This is a genomic window from Actinomadura barringtoniae, from assembly GCF_017573505.1.
GTDB lineage: Bacteria > Actinomycetota > Actinomycetes > Streptosporangiales > Streptosporangiaceae > Spirillospora > Spirillospora barringtoniae.
The window spans coordinates 172,025-198,494 of record NZ_JAGEOJ010000019.1; the positions used below are offsets into that span (position 1 = coordinate 172,025).

At 68.7% G+C, this 26,470-nt stretch carries 17 protein-coding genes and 2 pseudogenes; 11 read left to right on the forward strand and 8 right to left on the reverse strand.

The genetic code is table 11. The annotated features are described in order from the left end of the window. Nucleotides 1–14: 14 nt before the first annotated feature. Nucleotides 15–947 carry a COG4705 family protein gene (locus tag J4573_RS39475; RefSeq protein WP_208261247.1) on the reverse strand — a complete coding sequence of 311 codons (933 nt, stop codon included), beginning with the start codon at nt 945–947 and terminating at the stop codon, nt 15–17. Nucleotides 948–1,406: 459 nt separating this feature from the next. On the opposite strand from J4573_RS39475, the gene J4573_RS39480 reads away from it, so the two are divergent. The 6 genes from J4573_RS39480 (at nt 1,407) to J4573_RS39505 (ending at nt 7,793) form a co-directional block, all read left to right on the forward strand. After that, on the forward strand, nt 1,407–2,285 hold the full coding sequence (locus J4573_RS39480; protein WP_307797269.1) for an ATP-binding cassette domain-containing protein: 879 nt from the start codon (nt 1,407–1,409) through the stop codon (nt 2,283–2,285). Next, complete coding sequence (locus J4573_RS39485; RefSeq protein WP_208261249.1) at nt 2,282–3,100, forward strand: ABC transporter permease subunit; 819 nt, start codon at nt 2,282–2,284, stop codon at nt 3,098–3,100. Before J4573_RS39480 ends, J4573_RS39485 begins: the two co-directional genes overlap by 4 nt. Before the next feature lie 34 nt (nt 3,101–3,134). Next, nucleotides 3,135–4,349 carry a sensor histidine kinase gene (locus J4573_RS39490; RefSeq protein WP_243774291.1) on the forward strand — a complete coding sequence of 405 codons (1,215 nt, stop codon included), beginning with the start codon at nt 3,135–3,137 and terminating at the stop codon, nt 4,347–4,349. Beyond that, nucleotides 4,346–5,011 carry a response regulator gene (locus J4573_RS39495; RefSeq protein ID WP_208261250.1) on the forward strand — a complete coding sequence of 222 codons (666 nt, stop codon included), beginning with the start codon at nt 4,346–4,348 and terminating at the stop codon, nt 5,009–5,011. Before J4573_RS39490 ends, J4573_RS39495 begins: the two co-directional genes overlap by 4 nt. 681 nt (nt 5,012–5,692) lie before the next feature. Further along, on the forward strand, nt 5,693–7,381 hold the full coding sequence (locus tag J4573_RS39500; RefSeq protein WP_208261251.1) for a M28 family metallopeptidase: 1,689 nt from the start codon (nt 5,693–5,695) through the stop codon (nt 7,379–7,381). Nucleotides 7,382–7,556: 175 nt separating this feature from the next. After that, nucleotides 7,557–7,793 carry a hypothetical protein gene (locus J4573_RS39505; protein ID WP_208261252.1) on the forward strand — a complete coding sequence of 79 codons (237 nt, stop codon included), beginning with the start codon at nt 7,557–7,559 and terminating at the stop codon, nt 7,791–7,793. An 88-nt stretch (nt 7,794–7,881) separates the two neighbouring features. On the opposite strand, the gene J4573_RS54590 is transcribed toward J4573_RS39505, so the two are convergent. From J4573_RS54590 to J4573_RS39525, 5 genes and pseudogenes are all read right to left on the reverse strand, one after another. Further along, nucleotides 7,882–8,559, reverse strand: coding sequence for a PP2C family protein-serine/threonine phosphatase (locus J4573_RS54590; protein WP_307797276.1), 678 nt, complete (start codon nt 8,557–8,559; stop codon nt 7,882–7,884). A gap of 60 nt (nt 8,560–8,619) precedes the next feature. Next, nucleotides 8,620–9,480 (reverse strand): annotated as a pseudogene (locus J4573_RS54595) (Sco1979 family transcriptional regulator); the annotation flags it as partial. A 54-nt stretch (nt 9,481–9,534) separates the two neighbouring features. Next, a complete protein-coding gene (locus J4573_RS39515) occupies nt 9,535–10,890 on the reverse strand; it encodes an FAD-dependent oxidoreductase (protein ID WP_208261254.1) in 1,356 nt (451 codons plus the stop codon). Nucleotides 10,891–10,939: 49 nt separating this feature from the next. Continuing rightward, the gene (locus tag J4573_RS39520) at nt 10,940–13,012 is read right to left on the reverse strand and encodes an ATP-binding protein (protein ID WP_208261255.1); all 2,073 of its coding nucleotides are present in this window, start codon (nt 13,010–13,012) and stop codon (nt 10,940–10,942) included. A gap of 677 nt (nt 13,013–13,689) precedes the next feature. Continuing rightward, entirely contained in the window at nt 13,690–14,397 is a 708-nt protein-coding gene (locus tag J4573_RS39525; RefSeq protein ID WP_208261256.1) for a hypothetical protein, read from the reverse strand. A 689-nt stretch (nt 14,398–15,086) separates the two neighbouring features. Here J4573_RS39525 and J4573_RS56940 point away from each other — a divergent pair. Then, nucleotides 15,087–15,308: pseudogene (locus tag J4573_RS56940) on the forward strand (SDR family oxidoreductase); the annotation flags it as partial. Between the two features lie 53 nt (nt 15,309–15,361). Here J4573_RS56940 and J4573_RS54600 read toward each other — a convergent pair. After that, nucleotides 15,362–15,940, reverse strand: a complete 579-nt coding sequence (locus tag J4573_RS54600; protein WP_243774292.1) for a hypothetical protein — start codon at nt 15,938–15,940, stop codon at nt 15,362–15,364. An 802-nt stretch (nt 15,941–16,742) separates the two neighbouring features. On the opposite strand from J4573_RS54600, the gene J4573_RS39535 reads away from it, so the two are divergent. The 3 genes from J4573_RS39535 to J4573_RS39545 all read left to right on the forward strand — a co-directional run bounded on the left by J4573_RS39535 (nt 16,743) and on the right by J4573_RS39545 (nt 22,246). Next, a complete protein-coding gene (locus tag J4573_RS39535) occupies nt 16,743–20,609 on the forward strand; it encodes an eCIS core domain-containing protein (protein ID WP_208261258.1) in 3,867 nt (1,288 codons plus the stop codon). 233 nt (nt 20,610–20,842) lie between these two features. Further along, nucleotides 20,843–21,280, forward strand: a complete 438-nt coding sequence (locus J4573_RS39540; RefSeq protein ID WP_208261259.1) for a hypothetical protein — start codon at nt 20,843–20,845, stop codon at nt 21,278–21,280. A 186-nt stretch (nt 21,281–21,466) separates the two neighbouring features. After that, a complete protein-coding gene (locus J4573_RS39545; RefSeq protein WP_208261301.1) occupies nt 21,467–22,246 on the forward strand; it encodes an SGNH/GDSL hydrolase family protein in 780 nt (259 codons plus the stop codon). A 41-nt stretch (nt 22,247–22,287) separates the two neighbouring features. Here the strand turns inward: J4573_RS39545 and J4573_RS39550 are convergent, their stop codons facing one another. Beyond that, on the reverse strand, nt 22,288–22,644 hold the full coding sequence (locus J4573_RS39550) for an STAS domain-containing protein (protein WP_208261260.1): 357 nt from the start codon (nt 22,642–22,644) through the stop codon (nt 22,288–22,290). 155 nt (nt 22,645–22,799) lie between these two features. On the opposite strand from J4573_RS39550, the gene J4573_RS56385 reads away from it, so the two are divergent. Continuing rightward, a complete protein-coding gene (locus J4573_RS56385; protein ID WP_208261261.1) occupies nt 22,800–26,399 on the forward strand; it encodes an AAA family ATPase in 3,600 nt (1,199 codons plus the stop codon). Nucleotides 26,400–26,470 lie beyond the last annotated feature (71 nt).

A 26,470-nucleotide genomic window follows, 5' to 3' on the forward strand; every position in this document is an offset into this window, starting at 1 on the left:
GGGCCGCAACAGTGCTATCTGTCGGGCGTCGAGCCGGCGGTGGGCCTGGCGGTTTCCTGATGTCCTGCCGGAGCGAGCACGACCGCGCCGTTCGGGGTCAGCGCTCGGCCGGTACGGCGATCGATCGGGTAAGGGAGCGGCGGGAGCGGGTGCCGGCGTACGTGCCAGGCCTGGTAGGCGACGAGCGTGAGGAGTACGGCCAGCAGAGCGGCGGACCCCCGCAGGGTGCCCCAGCCGAGGCCGCCCTCGTCGACCGGTTTGATGAGCGAGTCGCCTCCGGCCGCGCCGAGCGGACGGGTGAGGACGAACGCCACCCAGAACAGGAGCGTGGTGTTGATGCCGGTCAGGTAGTGGGCGGCCAGGATGAGGACCATGACCGCCGCGATGATCAGGAAGGCGTTGCGGAAGCCGAGGCCGGTGTCGTCGGAGAGCCAGTCGCCGCTGGCGGTGCCGAGGGTGTTGGAGACCAGGATGGCGATCCAGTAGAGGATTTCGCCGGTGCGGCTGGAGACGTTCTCCACGTCGTAGCTTTGGCCGGTGCGCCACCAGACCAGGAAGACGACGGCGAGCAGGCCGGTGAGGATGAGGGCGCCCCAGCCGTAGCCGACGCCGTTGGCCGCGCTGCCGTGGCCGGGGCCGCGGTCGAGGAAGTCCGACATCTCGGTGCCGACCATGCTGGTGCCGAGCACGACCGCCCAGTAGAGGGCGGGCCGGAACCGGGGGGCCTTGAGCTGGAGGACCAGGACCACCAGAAAGTAGCCGAGGAAGATCACTTCGGTGCCGATGTAGCCGATGGCGAGCGTGATGCCGAACAGGTCGCCGGCCGTTTCGCCGAGCGTCACCGCGACGATCTTGATCACCCAGAACAGCGCCGTCACCTGCGGAAGTTTCCGCATCACGTAACGGACGCCGAGGTCTGCCGGCACTCCAGAGGTCTCCGTGGACACCTGCGCTCCCCAGCTCGAGGATGACTACTTAACGTGACGAGACGCTAGCAGTCTGGAGCTGTGGATCTCGCGTATTTCTACAAGACTGTCGAAGAAGCGCGTTCGCATCACCGCGGGGCCTGCTCGGTCTTCCGTCGGCGCGGACCGCGCACGCCGTTGCCGGGCAAGCGTGGATGCCATCAAAAACTACACGCGTGTAGATACCGGGCTAAGCTTGCACGAGTTGGCCGGCCGAGTGTGATGATCCTGCTCTTAGGCCTACGGCGTAGTTCTTGATATGTACCTGCCTACATCTGGTTGTTCAGCATGGCTCACGGGAGTCTCCGACCTCGGGGCGAAGACTCCAGGACCCTGCTGACCGTAGCGTTTCAACGCCGAGCGAGATGCCGAGTGAAACGGCGGGATATTCACGTGATCGAAGCCAGAGGCCTGACTAAACGGTATGGAACAAAGCTGGCGGTGGACGATCTAACGTTCACTGTGAAGCCAGGTGTCGTCACCGGATTCCTCGGCCCCAACGGGGCGGGAAAGTCCACGACCATGCGCATGATTCTCGGGCTGGATCGGCCCACGGCCGGAACGGTGACCGTCAACGGGCGACCCTACGCCGAGCATCGCGCACCGCTGCGCGAGGTGGGCGCGCTCTTGGAGGCCAAGGCCATTCACACCGGGCGTACCGCCACCAACCACCTGCTGGCCCTGGCTGCCACGACCGGCATCCCGCGCAGCCGGGTCGAGGAGGTCATCGACCTGGTCGGGCTGCGGGAGGTCGCACGGCGCCGGGCGGGCGGTTTCTCGCTCGGCATGGGGCAGCGGCTCGGCATCGCCTCGGCGATGCTCGGAGACCCCAAGACGCTCATCCTGGACGAGCCGGTCAACGGCCTGGACCCGGAGGGGATCCTCTGGATTCGCACCCTGCTGAAGGAGCTGGCGTCCGAGGGCCGCACGATCCTGGTCTCGTCGCACCTCATGAGCGAGATGGCGCTGACCGCCGAGCACCTCATCGTGATCGGGCGAGGTCGGCTGATCGCCGACACCTCGGTGAAGGAGTTCATCGAACGAGCCTCCACGGGCAGTGTGAAGGTCCGTTCGCCTCAGGCCGCAAAGCTGCGCGAGCTGCTGAGCGGACCGGGCGTGACAGTGGCCAGTGGTGAGGAGAGCACGCTGGAGGTCATCGGGCTGACCAGCGACGAGATCGGCCAGATCGCCGCGGACCATGCGCTCGTCTTGTTCGAACTGGCGCCTCAACGCACCTCGCTCGAGGAGGCCTTCATGGCGCTCACCAGTGACGCCGTCGAATTCCGTGCCGGGCGTCTGACCGAAGGGGCTGCGGCATGACCGCCGTGACGACCGAGCCGGTGCGCGTCGACGGAGTCTCGTTGCCGCGGGTCCTGCGTTCGGAATGGATCAAGTTGTGGACGCTGCGCTCCACGTTTTGGACGCTGTTCACCGCGATCGTGGCGACCGCCGGGCTGGGCATGTTGTTCAGCTGGGGGTTCGCCGGCCACGCCAACGACCCGAAGGACCCGATTCCCAACGCCGCCATCCGGGCGGTGACCGTGCCCTTGCAGCCGTACGTGATCGCCCAGCTGGCCATCGGTGTCCTCGGCGTAATGATCATCACGGGGGAGTACTCCACCGGCATGATCCGGGCGACCCTCGCGGCCGTGCCGACCAGGCTGCCGGTGCTGTGGGCCAAGGCCGCCGTGTTCTCGGTCGTCGTTCTGGTGCTGATGGAGGTCATGGCGTTCGTGGCCTTCTTCTGCGGTGAGGCGATCATTTCCACGCACCACATCCAGGCGTCGCTGTCCTCCCCACAGGCACTGCGGATCGTGCTCGGCGTCGGCCTCTACCTCACCGTCGTGGGGCTACTCGGCACCGCGCTGGGGGTCATCATCCGCAGCACCGCGGGCGCGATCGCCGCATTGTTCGGGATCCTGCTGGTACTCCCGCTCCTCGGCGAAGTCCTCAACCTGACTTCATGGGGAAAGCACATCACCCCGTACCTGCCCTCCAACGCGGGCGGAGACCTCCTCACCAACATGCCCGACCCCGGCTCGCTGAGCCCCTGGACCGGATTCGGGCTGTTCTGCCTGTACACGGCGGCCGCGATGGCAGCGGCGGCCTACCTACTGCATCGCAGGGACGCTTGAAGCGGATGAGCGGATGAGCGGATGAGCGGATGAGATGAGCGGCTTGAGCCTGGTCAGGAACCGCGAGGCGCTTTCGCTGCTTCGCGGCTCATGGCCGCATCGCGTCGCCGAACGCCACCCTCTGGTGGTCGACGCCCTCCTGGCAGCGGTGCTGTTCGCGGCGGCGATACCACGCGAGATCCATGAACCCGCTCGGCCGGTCGCACTGGGCTGGGTCCTTCAGGCGGGCCTGGTACTCCCGCTGGCCTGGCGACGAGTCGCCCCGCTCACGACCTTTGCGGTCGTGGCCGCGCTCGCCTTCACCCAGTGGCAGAACGGGGTCCTCGTACCCACCGGAGACGTAGCAGTCCTCATCGCCCTTCACGCCGTGGCCGCCCACACCACGCTACGGAAGCTGGCCCTGGCCTTCACGGTGGCAGAGCTCGGCGTGACCCTGGCAGCGATCCGATGGGCTCCGAATCACGAGACCTTCAAGGCGTTCGTCCTGCTGTCCGGACTGACCACCGCCGCGGCGGTACTCGGCCTGAACCAGCGGACCCGCAAGGCCTACACCGCGTCACTGGAGGACCGCGCGGCCCGGGCCGAACGTGAACGCGACCAGCAGGCCCAGATCATCGCCGCCGAGGAACGTGCCCGGATCGCCAGAGACGTCCACGACATCGTGACGCACAGTCTGTCGGTCATGATCGCCCTCGCCGACGGCGCCGCATACGCACTTCCCACCGCTCCCGACCAGGCCGCGGACGCGATCGACAAGGCATCGACCGTCGGGCGCCAGGCCATCGCGGAAATGCAGCGCGTTCTCGAGGTACTGCGTTCCGGTGCGGACGACCTTCCCGCACGCCGTCCCCAACCGGCGCTCCAGCAACTCGACGGCCTGATCGCCGAGGTCCGCGCCGCCGGGCTCCCGGTCGAGATCATCGTCGAAGGCAAGGCCCCCGCCATGCCCTCCGGCGCCGAACTGACCATCTACCGCGTCGTACAGGAAGCGCTCACCAACACGCGCAAGCACACCGCGCCCGGCACCGCGGCCCGCGTCCGGATCGCCTACGACCCCGAGACCGTCGACATCGAGATCGTCGACGACGGAACGGCGTCACCGCCGGAACGACCCCACGGCCACGGCCTCACAGGGATGCGCGAACGGGTGGCGGTGTACGGCGGCCGCCTCGAGGCCGGGCCCCGCCCCTCCGGCGGGTGGCGGGTGCACACGACGTTGAAACCCGCCGAACTCCGGAGCGCACCGTGATCAGTGTCCTGCTCGTCGACGACGAGCCACTCCTTCGCCTGGGGTTCCGCCTGGTCCTGAACACCCAGCCCGACCTGGACGTCATCGGCGAAGCAGGCGACGGAGCCGAGGCCGTCCGGCAGGTCGCGGACCTGGAACCCGACGTCGTGCTGATGGACGTACGAATGCCGGGCACCGACGGCATCGAGGCCACCGAGCAGATCGTCCGAAGCCACGCCACGACACGCGTCCTCATCCTCACGACGTTCGACCTGGACGAGTACGCCTTCGCCGCCCTGCGCGCCGGCGCGGCCGGCTTCCTGCTCAAGAACGCCCAGCCCGCCGACCTCATCGCGGGCATCCGCACCGTCGCGTCCGGCGACGGCGTCGTGGCGCCGCGCGTCACCCGGCGGCTGATCGAAACCTTCGTCGGCGCCGGCACCCCCCAGAGCCTGGCGGCCCAGACCGAGAACGCCCGCCTGGGCCGCCTCACCGACCGAGAACGTGAGGTCCTCGTAGCGATGGCGCGCGGACGCTCCAACGCCGAGATCGCCCACGAACTAGGCCTATCCGAAGCCACCGTCAAAACCCACGTCAGCCGCATCCTCCCCAAACTCGGGCTCCGCGACCGAGTCCAGGCCGTCGTCCTCGCCTACCAAACAGGCCTGATCCGCATCGTCTGAGCCAACCGCGAAGCGTTCGCGCCCTTTCCGTGCGGTCGCACGACCAACGGACCTGTGACGGCCTTGTCCGCGTTCTCGCGGATGGTCTGGCCTAGTCCAAGAACTTGCAATCCGCGTAAGAGATCGTCCGCCCCCAGGCAATCTCGAAGGCGGCGACAACTGGCCGGACCGGGAGAGATCTGTGAAGCCCCTCCCGCCTTGACGGAAGAACTGTGAGTTATCCGTGCCGCTGGGGACGCGACATTGGGCGAGGCGACCCGACCTGCTGGGAGAGCCCGCGCTGACCTTGAGCCCGACCTGCACGCCGACCGCCGCTCCGCGGCCCCTGGCCGCCGCCCAGGCATACCGGCTGCGCATGACCGGGCCCGGCGGGCCGCAGACGACGTGCCCTCCCCGGCAGCGGCCGCCATTCTCCGCGGATTCGTGTCCACGGTCGCAGCCCCCGCCGTAATCGGCGATCTCCGTTGAAGGCCTCTCGCACCTCTCGCGCGTAAATTAAAGGGGCGCACGATAAACCTCGCCAAATGAGAAATTCATGAAGATCCACAGATAAGGGTGACCTTACTTTGACCGGAGACGGACAGTTGATCTGCGAATAGTTTTCATGTGATGGGCGGTGTGAAACAGTGACCCTCGTTCGGCCTCCGGTCGAATGCCATTGGTATGCGAGGGGAGTTTCGCATGTCACATCATCGCTGGATGCTGCGCCCGTTCACGGTCTTGGCGGCGGGTGCCGCTCTCGTCACGATGGTCATCACCGCCCCCGCCGGGGCGGCCCCTGCGCCCGCGGGCGCGGGCCAGGGGCCGAGTTCTGCCGGGTGCGCAAATCGCGTCAACGACACGCCGCGCAAATTGATCGAGTGCATCCAGACCGAGGACCTGTGGCGCCATATGCGGGCGTTCCAGGCGATCGCCGATGCGCACCCGGGCGCGGACGGTCACCCCTCTCGCAATTCCGGCGAGCCCGGCTATAAGGCGTCGGTCGACTACGTCGCCAAGCTGATGCGCCAGGCCGGATACGACGTCAAGATCCAGAATTACAAGTTCTTCTACTTCGCCTTCACGGCGCTACCGACCTTCCGCGAGGCCTCGCCGACGCCGCACGACTACACCGTGGCCACCGACTGGAACCCGGGCCAGAGCACCGGTGCCGCTTCGGCGGCCCTCCAGCCCGCGGGCGGCATCGTCATCCCGCCGACCTCGTCGCCCAGCTCGACCAGCGGCTGCGCGGCGGCCGACTTCACCGGCTTCACCGCGGGCCGGGTCGCGCTCGTCCAGCGCGGCGGCTGCAACTACGGCGTCAAGGTCCAGAACGCGCAGGCGGCCGGCGCCACCGGAGTGATCGTCTTCAACGAGGGCAACCCCGGACGCACCGATCTCATCAACGGCAGCCTCATCGACGCCGCGGGCAACCGGATCGTCCCGACCATCCCCGTCGCCTTCACCTCGTTCGCGACCGGCAGCGACCTGCTCACCCAGTACGACCAGGCCGTCCAGAACGGCACGGCACCGCCGGTCATGAGCCTTGAGATCAAGGCGAAGGTCAACCCCAACGCCGACGACTACAACGTCATCGCCGACTCCAAGGGCGGCGACCCGAACCACACCGTGGTCGTCGACGCCCACCTCGACGCGATCTACGGCGCCGGAATGCTCGACAACGCGTCCGGCTCCGCGACGATCCTGAACATCGCCCAGCTGATGCGCAAGGTCAAGCCCCGCAACAAGCTGCGGTTCATCTGGTTCGGTGGCGAGGAGCTGGGCGAGCTCGGCTCGGCGTTCTACGTCAACAACCTCGCCCCCGCCGACCTGGCCAAGATCGGCTATGACCTGGACGCGGACGTGACGGCGACCCCGAACTACGTGGTCGGCGTGCTCGACCCGGCGGGCGTCGACCTGTTCACCCGCACCGTCTCGACGCAGTTCCCGCCGCAGGTGTACGAGCCCTCGAAGGTCGCCAGGGACCTGGGCATCCAGTACTTCAGCTCCATCGGGAAGAACCACATCCTGTTCTCTCCGGTGGGCACGGACGCCGAGCAGTTCAACCAGGCCGGCGTTCCCGCGAGCGGCGTGCTCACGGGGCAGGACTGCTGCAAGCTCCAATCGGACGTCGACCTGTTCGGCGGCGTCACCGGCAACTTCGAAGGAAAGATCCCGAGTACCGACGGCGGATGCGTCGACAACCCGTTCCGCTGGTGCGACAACCTCGCGAACAACGACAAGAAGGTCCTCACCTTCATGTCCCGGGGATTCGCCAACATGGTGGTCAACATGGCCTTCGACACGAAGGTGCTGTCCGCGGCCGCCAACCCGCGAGTCCACGCCCAAGCCCGGCCGTCGCCCCACACCACAGGAGCCCCGTCCCGCTGAGCCGCACTTCCACACAGCCCTCAGGCCCCAGGAACGCGTTCCTGGGGCCTGACCCCTGGGCGCCGGGCGGGCGCGGGTGGGCGCGGATGGCATCGCCTGTGCTGCGGAGACAGGACAGAAGCGGGGGTCTTGGCTCTCGCCGGACGGGGCCGCACGAGCCCTTGCCGAAGACACCATGTCCCGCTGCGATCGCACCCTCGGCCCAGACCACCCGTTCACCCTGCGCACCGCAGGCTCACTGGCCATGGGTTTCCACGCTCTCGACCGCAGTGAGCAGGCGTCACACCTGGTCTCCAGCCTGCGCCTCCAGGATGTGGACGACGCAATCCACCAGGCCGACTTCCATTGGGACTCTGGCCTGGCCTTGAACGCACTGTCGCCGCACTACGGCGACCGCATCACCCTGAACTGACAGCGATCACCGCGCCGCCCACAGAGTTTCAGGCAGTCCCTCGCGGCCGTCTGCGTGGACGATGGGCTGTGCCTTCTACGGCACTGGATCATTCGGGGGCGGTGGGTTGGGCCCGGCCGATGGCGGTATGTGCAGGGGGGCGATCGAAGCGCGCCAGCAGGAACGTTGTTTGGAGAGGGATCTCGTCGCCGGAGTGCTGGAGCAGATCGCTCTGAATGCCGTCCAGTAGCACCGCAGGCTCGTCCGTCTGCAAGGAAGAGATCCGTTCCGCGAGCGGATAACCGTGCTTTTGACCGGCCTCGCTCGCGCCGTGGGTGCACAGCAACAACCGATCGTCGGGACGGACGGGGACAGTGGTCGTCTCGCACCAGTGATTGGTGAGGTCGAGCAGGCTCAGCGGCGGGTAGGTCGGCAAGGACTCGATGGGAAGCGCCCGGTTCTCGCGCAGCAAAAGGGGTGGGGGATTCCCGCAGCACACCATCTCGGCGCGCCCGTCCTCCGGGTGCAGGGTGATGAGGACGGCGGTGACGAACTCTTCGGTCTTCATCTTCGGGCCGAGTGCCGCGTTCATCCGTTCGGCCACTCCCGACAGGGGCCGTTCGTTGACCGCCAGCTGCCGGAACACGTCGACCACTCCGGCCGCCGTCTCTTCGGCCGACTCGGTCGCCCCGAGGACGTCGCCGACCAGAATCCGGGTTCCGTAGGGCGTCGGCACGACGGCGTGGAAGTCCCCCTTGGTCCGGGTCGTGGACAGGAGTCGGCGCACTTGGGTCCGGGCCGTTCTGGTGTGCGGGCCGGTGCCCGCGACCGGCTTCGGACCGTAGTCCTCGCGAAGGATCTCCTGGAGGGCGTCAGGGGTGGACCCCGGGGGCGTGCCCTGCACGCACAGTTGTTCCATCACCTCGAGGTAGTGGTCGACCTCATCGGACCTGTCCAGATACAGCGCACCGGTGAGGTTCTCCAGGTAGACCACGTCGGGCACGTCGTGCTCGGGGAAGCGCAGGATGCTGAACGCGCCGGCCTCCGCACGGTGGGCTCCGGAGCGGAACGACATCAACTGGATCGTGGTGCCGGGTCGGCCGCACTGGGCGACGAGGTGCTCGATCTGGCCGCTCATCACCTCGGGACCGCCGATCGGGCGGCGCAGCGCGGCCTCATCGATGACGGCCCACAGCCGTGGGCGGCGGGGACCGGTGAGCCGTTCCTGGCGCTGTAGCCGCAGGTCGACCCGGTGGTCCAGCTCGGCGGGGGAAGCGCCGGGATTCCCGAGCGCGATGATCGCGCGGGCGTACTCGGGGGTCTGCAGGAGCCCGGGGATGAACTGGATCTCATACGTCCGGATGAGCGACGCCGATTCCTCGAGGCCCAGGTAGTTCTGGAACCAGCCGGGCAGCACATCGTTGTAGCCATGCCACCAGCCCGGCGTGTTGGCCTCGCGCGCCCACGTCAGCAGCAGCGCCCGCTGGCCCTCGTCGGTCACGGCGTAGAGGGTGAGCAGATCTGCCACGTCGCGTTCCTTGAAGCTGACGCGCCCCAACTCCAGTCGGCTGATCTTCGACTCCGACGACCGGATGCTGAAGCCGGCCTGCCGGCGCGTCAGCCCGGCCGCCTCGCGCAGGCGGCGCAGCTGTGCCCCGAGGAGGATGCGGCGCACCGTCGACCCTGAACCGGGTCGTTCAATGGTCATCTCCCACCCCCTTCAGCACGTACGACATCGCTTCAATACCGGCCGGCGGCCCGCTCAAGGAGAGAGCTCGTCGGGGCCGATGGGCTGCCGTGCGCGCATGGTGGCGGCGCGCCAGAGCACGTCCGGCATGAACAGGGACTGGGGCTGCGCGTGGAGCGACAGCACGCTGATGAGCCGATCGCATACACGCTGGTCGATGTTGGCGAGAGCCTGGACCCGGTCGACGTATCGGTTGAGGATCCGGGTCTGCAATCCGGCCGACGCGCCCTCTGTGGTGGCGTAGCGGAGGTCCTCGCCGGTGGCCACGAGCCAAGGGCCCGCAGCGTTCTTGACCACGCGCCGGTGGAAGCGCCGTGCCAGCCCGTCGAGGTCCCCGTCGCCGCGCAGGCAATCGTCCAGCGTCAGCGCGGACTTGGCCGCGACGCTCATCCCCTGGCCGTAGAGCGGGTTGAAGGCGCACAGCGAGTCGCCCATGGCCATGAGGCGCTTCGGCCAGCGCGACATCCGCTCGTAGTGATGCCGGACGTTGGAGGTGCGTCGATAGCTGAGGATGGGCGTGAGCGGCTCGGCCTCCCGGATCGCCTCGTAGAGCACTGGGCTGCGCAGGCTCTTGGCGAACTCCAGGAAACCTTCCTCATCGGTCGGTGGGAAGTCTCGCCCGACCCCGAACAGGCTGACGATCCAGCGTCCGCCCTCCTGGGGGAACAACGCTCCGGTGCGCGTGCCCGGTGCCCTGGCCTGGAGATACAGCGCCTTCCATCCGGGGTCGAACCCCGCAGGGATCGCATAGGTGCGGCTCGCGTACCCCAGCAGGGGATCGATCAAGGTCCGGCGTGCGGCGGGGTAACCGAGCTTCTCCAGCCACTCGGGAGTCTTCGAACTGCGCCCGGTGGCGTCGATGATCAGATCGGCCGTCAGCGTCTCACCCGGCTCGGTGGTTCCGCGCTCGCGGATCGTGAGCCCGGTGACGGTGCCGTTCTCGGCGACGAGGTCGACCGCCTCATGACCATCGAGCACCTGGAGATCCCCGAGCTTGGCCAGCCTGGAGCGCACGGTCCAGTCGAGCAGGTCGCGGCTGAAGGTCATCAAGCGGGTGGAGTCGAACCGGCGGCGCCACCCCGCCGGGGTCATCCACAGCAGATCGGCGGGGATCCGGACCTCCGGTACGCCCGCGACGCGCAGTTCCTCCTCAAGCCCCGGGAACAGCTGCTCGGCGATCTCCAGGCCCCGGCTCCAGAACACGTGCAGGTGCCGCGCCTGGCCGAGGCCCGGACGGGAGGCGACCGTGTCGGGGAACCTGTCCCGCTCGACCAGGGTGACCCGGTCGAAATGGTCGCTCAGGACCCTGGCCGCCAGCAGTCCGGCCATGCTGCCGCCGATGACGATGGCGTGCTCGCGGGACTCGCTCACAGTGCTTCCTCACAGTTCGGACGGATGTGGGACGCTCGGACCACCGGTGTCAACGATGGTGACGGGATCCGTCCGGGAACGGCAGGCGTCCGCCGCTCTCGCCCATCGCGAAGGCGACCGCCTGATCGAGATCAAGATGCGTGCCGTCCTCGAAGTACCGCTCGTAAGCCGCCTCGCCCAGCGACTGGCGGGCGAGCGCCTCTCCCTGCTCGTGCGGGGCGTTGAAGAACGCGGAACCGAAGAGCGGGAGCCCGACGGTCCGCCAGACCCCCTTGGCCGCCCCCTGCAGCGTCGACGCGTCCTCGGGGCGGCCGCCCGAAGCCTGGAAGAGGGCGAGCAACTCGACGGCGAGGACCGCGCACACGAGATCGTGGAAGGTACGGCTGAGCGTGAGGCTCTCCCGCGCGAGCGTGATCGCCTCCTCGGCCTGGCCCCTGGTCCAGGCCGCGAAGGCCAGAACGTAGAGCGCGTAGGCCTTGACCCACCCCTCACCGTGCTCCTCGCAGATGGCGCGCACGCCCTCGCACAACTCGACGGCGTAGGGCAGGTCACCCTGGAACGCGTTCGTCATGGCGAACTCGACCCGGGCCATGATGACGGTGGTGTTCAGCTCACCGAGGGCGTCGTAACGGGCGAGCGCGTCCTTGAACAGCACGGCCGCTCGTGCGTGGTCGTCGGTCACCAGGGAGACACAGCCCAGCCGGTGAATCGCGTTCGCCAGCGCCACCCGGTCGCCGGTCCGCTGCGCCTGGGCCTGGCTCGCCTCCAGCAGTGCGGCGGCCCTGCCGGTGTCGCCCTGCTTGATGGCGATGTATCCGTTGACCCAGAGGGCCGCGGCCCGTTCCCGAGTCGGCGCGGAGTCGAGGGCCAGCGCTCGGTCCAGCCAGCAGCGCCCCTCGTTGAGGAAGCCGCAGCCCAGCCAGTAGAAGTACATCGTGGCGGCCATGTGCAGGCCGGCCCGCACTTCACCGGGTGCGGTGAGGCTGTATTCGAGCGCGGCGCTCAGGTCGGCGTGCACGCCGCGCATGCGCTGGAAGATCTCCGCCTGCCCGGCGCCGAACCACGCCCGCTCGTGCTCTTCGACCAGCCGCACGAACCAGTCCCGGTGCCGGCGCCGCAGGTCGTCTTGCTCGCCCAACTCGCGGAGCCATTCCGCGCCGTACTGGCGCAGGGTGTCCAGCAACCGGTAACGGACGCCCGATCCGTTGTCGACGCGTGTCAGGATCGACTTGTCGGTCAGGCTCACCAGTGTCGCGGGCACGCGGTCCGAGGGCAGCACGTCGTCACAGCAGATGTGTTCGGCCGTCTTCTGGTCGAAGTCTCCGGCGAACACCGACAGCCGGGCCCACAGGAGCCGTTCCTCCTGCGTGCAGAGCTCGTGGCTCCAGCCGACCGTCGTACGGAGCGCGTCGTGGCGGGAAGCATCCGCGGGGCTGGTCGCCAGGTCTTCGTCGACCAGTACCTGGAACCGGTCGTCCAGCCGATCAAACAGATCGTCCAGGGAAAGATGCCGCAACTGTCCGGCGGCGAGCTCCAGCGCCAGCGGGAGTCCCTCCAGGCGCCGGCACAGGCGTGCCACGGTGCGCCAGTTCCGCGGGGTGAGATCCAGTCCGCCCATGACGGTCGCGGCGCGCTGCTCGAACAGAGCGAAGGCCGGAGGCCGCACGGAGGTGTCGACGGGCATCACCTCGGGGTCGGTCATGGCCAGCGGTGCGAGCGGGAGCACGTGCTCGGCACCGAGGCCGAGGGCCTGCCGGCTGGTGGCGAGGACGCACAGCCCCGGGGCGGCGGCGAGCAGTACCTCGGCCACGCCCGCGGAGGCCTCCCTGAGATGCTCGCACGTGTCCAGGACCAGCAGGAGCCGCCTGCCGGCCAAATGATCGGCCAGGACGTCGAGCTGCGGTCGTGCGGTCTGGTCGACGACCCGCAGCGTGCGGGCGATCGCATGGCCCACCAGCTCAGCGTCCCGCAGGGCGGACAGATCCACCACCCAGACGCCGTCGGGGAAGTCCTCCCGGGACTCCCGTGCAGCCTCCAGCGCCACCCTGGTCTTGCCGACACCGCCGACACCGGTCACCGTCACCATGGAGCCCGGTCGACACAGCCGCCTGAGCTCGGTCATCTCGGCCTGCCGACCGACAAGAGCGGTCAACCCGAGAGGCAGATTGCCCCTCCTACGCGCAGCGAACTCGGCCACGATCGCCTCAACTCCCCACCGGTGGCCGCCACAACACGGCCCCCAGGCCCCACTCTAACTAAATGATCTCTGAAGATATGCCGCATTTGGCAACTAAGCGAGTGCAACCCGAAATGGTGCGTCTTATCTATAGATGGGACCTATTCGTATGTCCACATCTGGTCTGCACCCGCTTGCGAGGGTCGCCGACGCCTATTCGGCAGGGACGCTCTCCCCGGCTTCTCACCCGCCGGCCGCAACCATTACCAACGGTGACCCACCTGGCCTCGCGTGAGGGCGGGCCTGGACGGTCACCGCGGGTCTCGCGGGCGATGAACGCGACCCCCATGACAAGGATCTGGGTATCGTCGGCGGCGAACGCCTGGGCAACACAGGCGCAGTCGCACCAGGCCCGGCCGTGGCCAGATGTGCCTGGCCGTCACTGCAGCGTTGGAGCACTACACCGCGACCCTCGCGCAGTTGTTGATGACCGAGGCTGAGCTGCAAGAGATGTTCTGCGAGACCCGGCCACCTACCGTGTGAGCAAGACGATCGCCGGCTTCCGGCGCTTCCGCCGTCTGCCGCTGTCCAAGAGCGCCTGAGCCGGCCTTTCATCGGCTCTTCTATCGCCGGCGGAGGGTGAAGTGCATTTCGAAGGCGATCACGTGGTCTCGGACCGGCGGGGCGGCCAGCCCGTTCAGCCGGTCCACCAGAGGCCGCACGACTTCACCCGCGAGGCCGCCGTTGACCGCGGCCTGAACGTAAAGCGGTCGCTCGGGAGCGAGTTCGACACGGACCACTAGTTCCCCGCCCGCGCGGGCGGCGCCGGCCAGTTCGGTGTCGACGGTCGTCATCACCGTGTCGCAGAACGCCGCGAACCCGTCCCTTGGGATCTCGTCTCCGATCACCTCCGGCTCGGTCAGCAGGACGATCTTCGATGCCTCGACGTTGCGCAGGTCACGCCGGGGCTGACCGGCGGGGCGGTAGTGGCGCGGCGGCTCGTCGAAATGGACCGTACCCAGTGGCGAGGCGTAGTCGGTCGCGGCCATCGACACCTCGACCTCGACGTCCCGCGCGCGCCAGCGGTAGCTCTTTCCGGACTCCAGTGCCGTTAGCAGTTCTGCCACCACCTGCTGGGATGCGATCAGCCCGTACCCGTCCTCGATGCGCTTGACCTCGGGTTGCCCGGGCTGCTCGACGAGCACCATGAAGTTGCCGGCGATCAACGGATCCCCTGGCTGCGGGACGCCGATCGCGGTCGGGCCGCGCTGGTCCCACACGTACCGCTGCATGGCGGTCGAGTGCGAGGCCGCCGTCAGCAGCCCGATCACACCTTGGTTGTGCTGCCGGCCAGCCGGCCAGCCGGGCCGCCTGATCCTGACGGACCGCGATGGTCACCTGCCTCGCGTTGCCCGCGACCTCGACCTCTGGAGTGTGCAGGAGCGGCGTCCGCGCCAAGATGGTGGCCGCCGAGTGCGCATCGAACTCGACCACCGGTGCTCGCCTCCGATCGAAATAGACCGGGTAGGGGAACACCCCCGATTGGGCGCCCAGCAACGTCAGCACCCGGCCGGGGCCGAATGCCGAGGCCACTCTGGCCTCATCGTGCAGCAGCGGTACGGCGACCAGCGGCGGCAACCCGTCCGGATACAGCGAGGCGTAGTCGGAGCCGCGGTCGTAGGTGAACCCTGTGATCCCCAGCCCCCACCCGGGTGTCCGGAGGACGGTGTTACCGCCCGGCTCGACGACGGCGCCACCGACGGCCTGCCGGTGCATCTCCCTCATCAACCACAACGCGTAGTCCGACGCCTGCCGCTGGCCCGGTTCGCAGAGCTCGTGCAGCACCACCTCCCGTTGCCCGAGCCGCAGCAGGCCCTGGCTGGCGTACGTCCAGATCGTCCTGCCACCGGCGGCGGCCAGGCCGTCGTAGACAACGGCCGACAGCTCATTCGTGATCAGGTCGACCGACTGGATGCGGCGCCACGGTCCCATGGCCGATCACCTCGAATCCCTCTGTCAAATGAACATCACTGTTCATATTAGAGGACTCGCCGACTCTCGGCGCGCACCCGGACACGGCCTCTACGGCCTCTGCGGAATGTCCAAGGCGGCCGCCGTCGAGATCGGCCCCGCAGGCATCCGGGTCAACGTGGTGTCGCCCGGAGCGACCCTGACGCCGCGCATGGTCGCAGATCCACGCTTCATCGACGCGATCCGCGCCAACTCCGCGCGAACCTCACTGGGAAGACTCGCCCCGACCATCCGACCGTCTGACGGCGCGGACCGCCTCAGGCTTCAAGGCGTCGGCACATCGCCGGGTTCAGGGTCGGACGACCATCTGTGCAGTGAGGGGTCGAGCAGGGTGTGGAGCGCCGATTCGGGGGCCCACGCGAGCGTTTCGAGGAGCAGCGCGTCGAAATCGGCGGTGCGGCCGGTGTTGTTGTCCAATGATCTGTTGTTGTCGACTGATCCGCAGGCTGGTCGTCGACACGGTGGTCCTGCTGATACGGCCGGCCGGGTGCCGTCCCGGGAGTCGGCGTGCTCCTCGACCAGCGGAGCGATCCAGGCCTGTCGGTCGTGGAGGACGGCGCACCGGTCGGCGCCGATCGCGGGCAGGCTCGCCTGGGTCATCGTCTCGACTCGGACGACCGCGATCATCAGGTCTTGGTCTCGGTCGGTTGTGGGCATGAAATCGTGCCAGACGCTGGCAGAGAGCCGCACGGGTGTGCCGGAGATGGACACGCTCTCGGGAACGGTCCGCAGAGCGGCCAGCGTCGAGTCGCTCACCTGCTCGATGGCGGGTACCTCATGCCCGTGAAGCCACTGTGCTGGCTCGTCCTGGACGCCGTCCGGCGTGGCGCCATCGGTCGTCATGCCGGGATCGTAGCCAGCGCCAACCGGCGCCAGGTAGACCGGACGTCACCAGGCCCGGGGCATCTCACCCTGCTCTAACGGTGTCTGAGGTTCCCCCTGTGGCGCGGACACCTCGTATGCCTGAGCGCGGAGAAGAAAGAGCTGGCCGCGTTGCGTAGGCGCACCGAGCAGCTGAGAAACCGAAAACGAGATCCTGCGGAAGACGGCTGCCCACTTCGCGCGGGAAAACGTCCTCCCAAACGAAAGTATGCGGTGTCCGGAGCCCAATACACATCTGACGCCCGCCCTCACCCTTATCCCGCCGCATTCCCGCTGGGATTCTTTGTCCGCAACCGAATGGCGGCGGCCGTCGCGCACATCGCAGTGCATTCGTTCGTGTGCGCGTTCCAGAGCACGCAACTGATCCGGGAGTGGACGGATGGCGACCTTTTCCGCCTTTCTCAGGCACTCCGGCTTCGCCCCGTGCCCGTACGCGGTGGTGACCGCCAGCAGTAAAGCTTAGATCTGGCCGCACCGCCCTTGACCCGGTCGCTCGGGCTCGGTCATTCGGGCCCGGCCATCGCCGTTCGGCTGGGCTGAAAGAGGGCATTCTGAAAGGGCTATCTAAGTCACGTATCCGGTAACTTGGCAAACACTGGATTCCCTGTGCCCCAGCATGCTCCTGCGTACCCGTCTGTCCTTCCTATGGGTGAACGCATCGCAGTCGAATTTGTCGGCACGATCACAATGTGGCCAACTCCGCGGACTGGAAGCGTGAGCGCGCTTAGGTGACAATCCGGGGGGTTGGTGATGGGGGTCACGGATGTCGGAGATCGCGTCGGCGCAGATCATTCAGGGAATCGAAAGTTCAGGAAATGGGCAGCGGTTGTACGCGGACCTGCGGGAGAAGCTGGAACGCGGTCTGGGGGCGGATCTGCGGGCGATGCGGGTGCACACCGGGCCGGTGGCGGACGGTCTGGCGCGGGCGCTCGGCGCGGAGGCGTTCACCGTCGGCTCCGAGGTGTTCTTCAGGGATGGGGCCTTCCGGCCAGGTACGCCGGAGGGGCTGTGGCTGCTCGCTCACGAGGCCGCGCACGTCGCGCAGCGGGCCAGGGGCGCGATGGCCGCTTCACCATGGACGGTGAGCCGCCCTGGCGATCCGTCGGAACGGGACGCGGACTGCGGCGCCGCCATGGTCATGACCGGCCGGACATGGCGCGGACTCTCCGGTGCGGGCGTGTCGTCGACGATGATCCATAGGCACGTGTCGTTCGAGCACCGGATGCTCGGTGACGGCCCCACCAAGAATCTGGTCGAGGTGTCCACCGGCGGGCCCAGCCGCAAGGAATTCCTGATCAATCAGATCAAGCTCCTCGAGCTGTGGCGATACGACCCGGGTAAAGTCACGGAAACCGACATCAAGAAGCTGTGCAAGTGGATCAGGACGGTCCGTCTCGGGGCGAATGGTCTGCTGGTCACCTATGGCGAGCTGAACGCCCTCCCGGATTACCTTTCGGACGCGGCGGCTCTCGACAGCCTCGACGCCGACATCGTGCTGCCGATTCTCCAGGTCATCCGGCAGGAGGGATACAACCAGCTCACCTACCTGCTCACCGGCGAAGACCCGAACAAGACCTTCGCCGGGGCGGCCGCCCAGCCGTGGAAGCTCAGCCTGGTGAACAACATCGTCGAGACGAGCGAACTCGACGACTTCACCATGGGGCTGGGGCCTGCGGGACAGGACCATTACCAGGGGCTTCTCGCCCGGAACGCATGCCATTTCGCGCCCTACTCCTGGTATCGCTGGCAGGCTTCGCATCTGATCGCGCGTGACCTCGCCACACAGGCTCATGCCAAGAAGGACCAGGAACTCGCCCGGCGGGCCTGGATCTTCCACGGCTACGCCGATCACTTCCTGGAGGACTCCTTCGCCGCGGGCCACCTGGTCAACAAGACCCTGGTGATGCAATGGTTCATCGAATGGGCCGCCAGTCACGATCTGTTCGTCTCTGACTGGGAGTCCATCAAGGACATCACCGAGAGCGCGCAGCCGTCGCTGTCGGGAAAGTGGCTGTACGACCCCGCCTACGCGGGCCCGTCCAACGATCCCCAGACGGCCCAGGAGGCCAGCGCGCTCGTCGGGCGCGTGCTCGCCAGCACCGTCGCCCCCTATGGGAAGACTGGGCAGTTCGCCGCCTATCAGAACTACCTGACCTTCCTCACGAGCGCCGCCGCCCAGCTCAGTGCGGCGGACCTGCACGACCACTACAACTCGCACTCCCTGTGGGTGAGTTCGGCGGCGCGCACCACTCCGTACGAGATCTGGGGCGACGACACGCTGTTCAGCGGCGCGAACGGCGGAACCGGGGTGGCGGCCACCAGCGAGACGGCGCAGATGTCGCAGCAGGCGCTGCTCGACATCCTCGCCTCGGGGACGACGTCCATCACGACGGAGGAGATCCGCCGGCACTTCCCGACGAAGGCGAGTTCCAGCAGCACAGGGCTCCAGGATTTGAAGACCTGGATGACGACGCAGAAGTCGTTCTGCATGGAGCGCTTCGAAGGCTTCTCCGCGACTTTGGAGACGCTGCTGCTGGGCCTCGCGTCCCCGCGGCTCGGAGTGGTGTCGCAGGACCAGGACTTCGCGAGCGTCTGGTCCAGGAGCCTCCCGGATTGCGGCTTCCACCCGGTGAACATGCTGGTCCACGACGACCGGGTGTTCGCCGCCTGCAACGGCTACGTCTACGAACTGGACCCGGTGACGAGCAAGGTCGTCCACAGCCTGCATCTGACGGAGGCCCTGGCCGGAGTCGCCACCAACATGGCCACCGATGGGACGTTCTTGTACGCCGGTGTGCACGGCTACGCGTACGGCATCCGTCTGAACGGTGACTGGTCCAGGGCGGACTGGTCGCAGGGGCTGGGAGGCACGTTGACCTACGAAGAGGTCAACGTGCTCAGCGCAGGCGGGAAGCTCTTCGCCGGTTGCGATGGTTACGTGTACGAGCTGCGTCCCGCCACCGGCGATCGGATCCACAGCCTCCACCTGACCGCCACCGGAGCCGGAGCCGTCACCCGGCTCGCCGCCGACGGGACCTCCCTCTACGCTGGTGTGCACGGCTACGCGTACGGCATCCGCCTGAACGGTGACTGGTCCAGGGCGGACTGGTCGCAGGGGCTGGGAGGCAAGTTCACCTACGAAGAGGTCAACCTGCTCAGCGCGAACGCGAAGCTCTTCGCCGGTTGCGATGGTTACGTGTACGAGCTGCGTCCCGCCACCGGCGATCGGATCCACAGCCTCCACCTGACCGCCACCGGAGCCGGGTCCCTCACCCGGCTCGCCGCCGACGGGACCTCCCTCTACGCCGGTGTGCACGGCTACGCGTACGGCATCCGCCAGAACGGCGCCTGGTCCAAGCCGGACTGGTCGCAGGGACTCGGAGGCAAGGCCACCTACGACAAGGTGAGCGTGCTCACGGCCGGCGGCCGGCTGTTCGCCGGCTGCGACGGCTACGTCTACCAACTCAACCCGGACGACGGGAACGTCCAGCACAAGCTCCTGCTCACCTACCTGGTCGGCATCGGGGACTACGACACCCGGCTCGCCGCCCGCGGGCCGAACCTGTACGCGGGAGTGAACGGCTATGCCGACAAACTTCTCGTCAACGACGTCTCCCCGACGGGAACGCTCTTCCACGCCTCCGGCGACTCGAAGGGCTGGCGGGCCTGGAAACCGAATTTCGACGGGGCCCCTCAGCGGATGCAGGCGGTCTGCGGCTTCTCCGCGGGTTCCGGTACCACCCTGACCTTCGCCGTCGGCGTCGACGGGACGCTCTACCGCGACTGGCTGGACAAAGACGGCTGGCACGGGTGGACGCCCGACTTCGACAAGGCCGCCAAGATGCTGGACGTCGCCGGCGTCGCGGGCTATTTCGGGCTCGAACTGTTCGGGATCGGCCTCGACGGCACGCTCTGGCACGACCACACGCAGGGCGGCCGGTGGCAGGGCTGGAAGCCGGACTTCGACCGGGCGCCGAAGGTGCAGGCGGTCACCGTGTTCGGCGAACAGGGCACGGGATACCCCCAGGCCTTCGCCATCGGCATCGACGGCACGCTCTACTACGACAGGCACGACAGCGGAGGCTGGCACGGCTGGACACCGAATCCCGGCGGGATCCCGGTCAAGGTGAGCGCCGTCTACGGCGCGAGCCTCACCCCGTCCACCGCCGACCTCTTCGCGATAGCGCGCGACGGCACGCTCTACCACGGCTACCGCAACGCCAAGGGCTGGCAGGGCTGGACGCCCGGCTTCGACGGAGCACCCAAGCTGAAGGCCGTGACGGGCGCGCACACCGCCCCGTTCAGCGGCGAGGTCTTCGGCATCGGGCTCGACGGCACGCTCTACCGCGACCACGCCGACCGTCAGGGCTGGCACGGCTGGACCCCGAACTTCGACGGAGCCCCGAAGGCCAGGGCCGTGGCCGGACTGGCCGTGGCGGATCCCGCCGTCGACATACGGGTCTTCGCGATCACCGCCGACGGCACGCTCCTCCACGACTACCTCGACTCCGCCGGCACATGGCACGGCTGGTCCCCGTTCGGAACCAACTCGCCGCGAGCGTCCCGCCTGGTCTACGCCCAGCAAGGTCCCTTCGACACCAGCGAGGTCTTCGCCATCTCCGACGCCTGAACCGGCGCAAGCGCCGACCTTGAACGTCACTCTGTCTTCTGCCTTGTCGTCATGGTCCAGGGTGAGGATCTCGCAGTCGCCGCGGGGATCGTTGATGGCCGTGTCGGCTGCCGCTCACACCGCAGATCGTTCTGGGAGGCGGTGCCATGGGCCGACCTCGTTCAGTGACCCAGTAGGGATCACGATCCATCCTCCGGTTCTGGCGGTGCCGGCGTGCTCGATACCGCATCGGCATGCCGGGCGGTGACAGCACGATCTCGCTCAGGTTGGCGCAGGTCGATGCAGTCGCGGTCGAGACGGACGAGCACGCCGACGACGTGCGGGTGACGCTCGTTGGCGGTCATAAGGCGCAGGTTCAGGCCAAACGCACGCTGCGTTTCGACGCTGTGCTCCGTGCCGCTGTGGCGCAGTGGATCGCGGCGGCGAAGTCGGGGTTAGACCCGGTTCGCGATCGCCTGGTCCTGGCAACCGGCGCCGCCACCGGGCCTGTGCGCGAGCTGGCTGAGGCGTTCAAGCGATGCAAGACGGACGCGCCCGGTGTGGAGGAGGAGCAGTCGCCGGGAGCGGCGCATGCGCGGCTTTTGCTGGGACGAGTCCTCGGCGGCCAAGACGTGGTGGGCGCATGGCGTGATCTGGTCGCGCACTGCATCTTGGACAGCTCCACGTCCTGATACGGGCGTGTGCGGAGCAGTGACACACACCGACACACACCGACACACACGATCTTGGTGTGTCGGTGCCGGACCCTTGTTGAGCTGGGTGTGCTGGATTGCACGGTGCTTACGGTGGCGTAGGGATGTGTGCACAATGCACAATTAATCAACGTGAACGCACATGATTCCGCTCTTGGGGTTGCGATGGGAGATACACCGCAGTTCCGTACGTATGTCGCTATCGGGGACAGCTTCACTGAGGGGCTGAACGATCCGGACCATGCCGCGGGGCCTGACCGGTATCGGGGGTGGGCGGACCGGCTCGCGGGGCATCTGGCCGTGCTGAATCCGGGGCTGCAGTACGCGAACGTGGCGATCCGCGGCAAGCTGGTGCAGCAGATCGTGGACGACCAGGTGCCGCTGGCCCTGGATCTCAGGCCTGATCTGGTGACGTTCTGCGCGGGTGGGAACGACATGATCCGGCCGGGCGCTGATCCGGATGCGCTGGCGGTTGTTTTTGACGGGGCGGTTCAGCGGCTGCGGGCTGTTGGGGCGCACGTGGTCGTTTTCACGGGGTTCGATCCGCGTGGGCTGCGGACGGGGAGCCGGATCCGGGGGAAGGCCGCCATCTACAACATGCACCTGCGGGCGATCGCCGATCGGCGGGGGTGCTCGGTGGTGGATCTGTGGCCGACGATGGGGGTCTTCAACGACCCACGGGCCTGGTATGAGGACCGGCTGCATCTGTCGCCGGAGGGGCATCGGCGGATGGCGCTGAGGGTCGCGGGGGTTCTGGGGGTTCCGGTGGAGGGGGATTGGCGCGAGCCTTGGCCTCCGTCGGAGTCGGTGCGCTGGCTGGACTCGCGGCGAGATGACATCCACTGGGCCCGCACCTATCTGCTGCCGTGGATAGGGCGGCGGGCCACGGGGCGTTCCTCGGGGGACGGGCGCGGGCCCAAGCGGCCCACGCCGTCGCCTCTATAACGAGACCGCCCCCGGAGCCGGTGGCTCCGGGGGCGAGCGCTTTATGGGGTAGCTCCTGCGGGTTCGGCCAGGGCCTCGTCCAGCGAGTCCGTCACGTTCATCCGCATGGTGAGGCCGGTGACCTCGAGCGTCCGGCGGACGATCGGGCGCGGCGCGGCCAGGGTGAGGCCGCCGCCCGCCGCGGTCGCGGCCTTGTAGCAGTGGATGATCACCGACAGGCCGTGGGAGTCCATGAACTCCAGGTCCGTCAGATCCAGGACGACCTGCTCGCCGAGCTCCTGGCGCGCCGTGGTGAGCTTCTGGCGCAGATCTTCGGCGTTGGCGATATCGAGCTCGCCTCGCAACCGCACGACGGTACGCCCGTCGTGCGAGCGGGCATTGACTTGCAATGGCTGCACGGGGGATTCCTCCTCCCGGTCGGCGCGCACCCGCCAGGTGCCGTGGCGGGGTGCATTTAACGGTCAACTATCCCGGACTCGTCGCAGGATGCCAAGCCGGGCATCCTGTCACGGGCAGGGTGTGCGTGATCGGTGCGGGTCGTAGTGTGTTCCAGGTGAGTGCCCCCCGGTTGCCGGAACACCTTGAACTGCTCCTGACGGACGAGCCGGTCCTCGACGTCTACGCGTACGGGCCCTGGCGGGTTCCCGACGGGCTCTACGAGGAGATGCGCGAGCGCGCCCTCGACTACAACCGCGACCCGCGGGCCGTGATCCTCACCCGTCAGCTCAGCGACTTCTACGGTTCGAACACGTCGGCCGCGGGGGCCGAGCAGTGGTCGCTGCTGACGTTCCTGCTGGGCGCCTCGGCCCTGCGCGCCGGCTCGCGCGGGGACGTGGACTACGAGCTGCTGTCGGACTTCCTGGCCACCCCCGAGCCCGCCGTACGCGACCCACAGGCCTGGTTCTCCCAGGGCGGCCGGTGGCGCCCGCCGGGCCTGTGGCTGCCCGAGCCCGCCGGCGACGATCGTGAGCGCCGCGCGGTGATGTACGAGCTGGCACGCGCGGGCCTGGACGTCTTCGACGGTCTCGAGCCTCTCGAGGCGCGCAGGCAGGCCCTCATCGGGCTGTTCGAGGGCCGCGCGAACGATCCCGTGCTGCGCGAGCTGGACATGGCCACGCCGCAGGACCGGCTGGAACGGCTCTGGGCGGCGAGCCTGACGGACGAGACCATCGCCGTCCTGCCCGAGCTCGCCGGGCCGGTCGGCTACCTGGGCTGGGCCTGCTCGGGCCTGGCCGCCGCGCACGAACGGCTCGCTGGAGAGCTGAACGACGGCGACGCGTTCGACACCGCGTTCGCGCGCCTGCTGCTGGCCGCCGACGTGAGCGTCGCGCCCGCCGAACTGGCCGCCGCGCTCGGCACCGAACGGTATGAGGGCGTGGCCGGGCGGCTGCGCGCCCTGCGCGAGGAGTTCGCCGCCGAGGCCTGGCAGCTCGACCTGCGCGCCTGGCTGGCGCGCGGCCTGGTCGCGGGGGAGGCCGACGCCTGCCGCGCCTGGCTGGACATGGCGGTACGCGTGACCGGCGCGGTCCAGGGGCTGCCCGAGACCGCCACGACGCCGCGCTGCCGCCTGCCCGTCCGCGCGTTCCACCTGGACATGCGGCGGCTGTTCGAGGTCCGCCACGTCATCAACCCGCTCGCCGGACGGCTCAACCCCACGTCCACGACCGAGAGCGGCGAGACGGACGAGACACACGAGGCGGAGACCGAGGAGCAGCAGGGGCCGAACGGCGGCGCGCTCGTCGGCCAGCCCGAGCTCACCCGCGCCGTCCAGGAGGCGATCATCGCGCGGCTGGCGGGCGAACGGCCCGCGCGGCTGCTGATCAGCGGCCCGGAGGGCACCGGCAAGGGCACCGCCGCCGAGGTCGTCGAACGAGTCCTCACCGAACGCGGCGCGATCCGCGAGGCGCTGTGGATCTCCGACCAGGTGTTCGCCGCGCTCAGCGTGAGCGACGCCGTGCTGTGGCTGCAGGCCAGGGTCCGCGACTGCATCGAGGGCCGCCTGCTGCTGGTGGTGGACGACCTGGAGCGGCTGGCCGCGCACGAACGCTGCGGACCGGCGGCCGTGGAGGAGCTGCGCCGGCTGATGGCGCGCTCACCGCGCCTGGACGTCGTCGCGCTGTGCCGTCCCGGCGGCGACCGGCGGCTGTTCGACACCAACCCGGCGCTGGTGCGCTCGTTCGAGGTCGCCCGGACCCGCGACTTCACCGAGGAGGAGTTCGGCGAGCTGTTCCGGCGGGCCGCCGAGCGGCGCGGCGCGAGCGTCGCCGACGCGACCGCGCGCACCGCGGGCGCGCTGCTGGCCCGTACGCCGCCGCTGCTCAACCTGCGCGGCGCCCGGCTGGTGGAGAACCTCGCCGACCAGTGCACCGCCGCCGCGCTCGCCCGCACCGAGACCTCGCCCGCCGCCGTGGAGGACGGGCTGGAGATCACCGACGCCGACCTGCCGCAGCGGCTCATCCCGGGCCGCGCCGCGGGCGGCGACCCGTTCGCCGAACTGGCCGCGTGCGCGGGCATCGAGCCGGTCAAGCGGGAGGTCGAGGCGCTGGTCGCCGAGGCCAGGGCCGCGCACCTGCGCCGCGAGGCGGGCATGACGGTCGCCGCGCGCCCGCGCAACCTGGTCTTCACCGGCAACCCCGGCACCGGCAAGAGCACGGTCGCCCGCTGCCTCGCCCGCATCTACGCCGACCTCGGCGTGCTGACCAGCGGGCAGTTCGTCGAGGTGGACCGCGCCGACCTGGTCGGCGAGTTCGCGGGCGAGAGCGCCCTGAAGGTGCGGCGGGCGGTCGAGCGCGCGCTCGGCGGCGTGCTGGTCGTACGCGACGCGCACGCGCTCAACCCGGTCGACTCCACGCGCGGCCGCGAGACCGTCGAGGCGCTGGTCGCGTCGCTGCAGGCGCACGCCGACGATCTGCTGGTCGTACTGACCGGTCCCGAGGCCGAGCTGAACGGCCTGCTCAAGGCCCAGCCCGACCTCGCCGGGCACTTCCCCAAGCTCATCCGCTTCCCGGACCTGACCGACGACGAGCTGGTCGAGGTGTTCGCGCGCCGCGCGGAGGACGAGGGCCTGGCGCTCGCCGACGGTGTGCTGGAGAAGGTGCGCGGTCTCGTACGGGCCGCGCCGCGCGACCGCGGCTTCGGCAACGCCGGGCTCGTGGTCAACCTGCTGGAGTGGGCGGTGTCGATGCAGGGCCGCCGCGTCCTGGCCGACGGTGTCGTCGACGAGACCGAGTCGCTGGACGAGATCCTGCTCGTGGACGTTCCCGACAGCCTGGTGCCCGACCGCGGCCGCCGCCCCGGCGACCCGGTCGCCGAGATCGGCCGGCTGATCGGGCTCGGCGCGGTCAAGGAGGAGATCGACCGGCTCGTCGCCGAGGCCCGTACCGACAAGATGCGCCGCGACGCCGGGCAGCCGCCGCTCGCGCCCACCCGCCACATGGTCTTCACCGGCAACCCCGGCACCGCCAAGACGACGATGGCCCGGCTCATCGCCGCCGTCTACGCCCAGCTCGGGCTGCTGTCGTCGGGGCACCTGGTCGAGGTCACCCGCGCCAACCTGGTGGGGGAGTACGTCGGCCAGACCGCGCCCCGGGTGCGTTCGGCCGTCGACAGCGCGCTCGGCGGCGTGCTGTTCGTGGACGAGGCGTACTCGCTCGCCCCGCCCGGCGCCGACCAGCGCGACTTCGGCCAGGAGGCGGTCGCCGAGCTGCTCAAGCTGATGGAGGAGCATCGCGGCGACCTCGTGGTGATCGTGGCCGGCTACCACAACGAGATGGAGCTGTTCCTCAAGTCCAACCCGGGCCTGGCCTCGCGCTTCCCGAAGGTGCTGCGCTTCCCCGACTACGGCGACGACGAGCTGATCGCCATCTTCGAGTTCATGGCCGCCGAGCAGGGCTTCACGCTCGGCGACGGCATGCTGGACGGCGTGCGCCGCCTGCTGGCCGCCGCGCCGCGCGACTCCTCGTTCGGCAACGCCCGCCTGATCCGCAACATCCTGGAGGACGCCATCTCCCGCCAGGGCCAGCGCATCGCCGCGGCCGACGACGCCCGCCCGGGCGCGGTCGGCCATGACGAGGTCGCGCTGCTGCTCCCCGAGGACCTGCCCGCCGCCCCCACACTGTCCGAACGCCGCGAGGGCCACGGCCCCTACCTCTGATCGGCTCTGCACCTGATCGGTCCTGCGTCTGATCGGTCCTGCATCTGATCAGCCCTGTCCGACCGGCCCTG

Excerpts from the sequence above, each read along its gene's own strand:
- J4573_RS39485 (WP_208261249.1), top strand. The coding sequence starts at position 2,282 with ATGACCGCCGTGACGACCGAGCCGGTGCGCGTCGACGGAGTCTCGTTG.
- J4573_RS39490 (WP_243774291.1), top strand. The coding sequence starts at position 3,135 with ATGAGCGGCTTGAGCCTGGTCAGGAACCGCGAGGCGCTTTCGCTGCTT.
- J4573_RS39500 (WP_208261251.1), top strand. The coding sequence starts at position 5,693 with ATGTCACATCATCGCTGGATGCTGCGCCCGTTCACGGTCTTGGCGGCG.
- J4573_RS39505 (WP_208261252.1), top strand. The coding sequence starts at position 7,557 with ATGTCCCGCTGCGATCGCACCCTCGGCCCAGACCACCCGTTCACCCTG.
- J4573_RS39520 (WP_208261255.1), bottom strand. The coding sequence starts at position 13,012 with ATGACCGAGCTCAGGCGGCTGTGTCGACCGGGCTCCATGGTGACGGTG.
- J4573_RS54600 (WP_243774292.1), bottom strand. The coding sequence starts at position 15,940 with ATGACGACCGATGGCGCCACGCCGGACGGCGTCCAGGACGAGCCAGCA.
- J4573_RS39535 (WP_208261258.1), top strand. The coding sequence starts at position 16,743 with ATGTCGGAGATCGCGTCGGCGCAGATCATTCAGGGAATCGAAAGTTCA.
- J4573_RS39540 (WP_208261259.1), top strand. The coding sequence starts at position 20,843 with ATGCCGGGCGGTGACAGCACGATCTCGCTCAGGTTGGCGCAGGTCGAT.
- J4573_RS39545 (WP_208261301.1), top strand. The coding sequence starts at position 21,467 with ATGGGAGATACACCGCAGTTCCGTACGTATGTCGCTATCGGGGACAGC.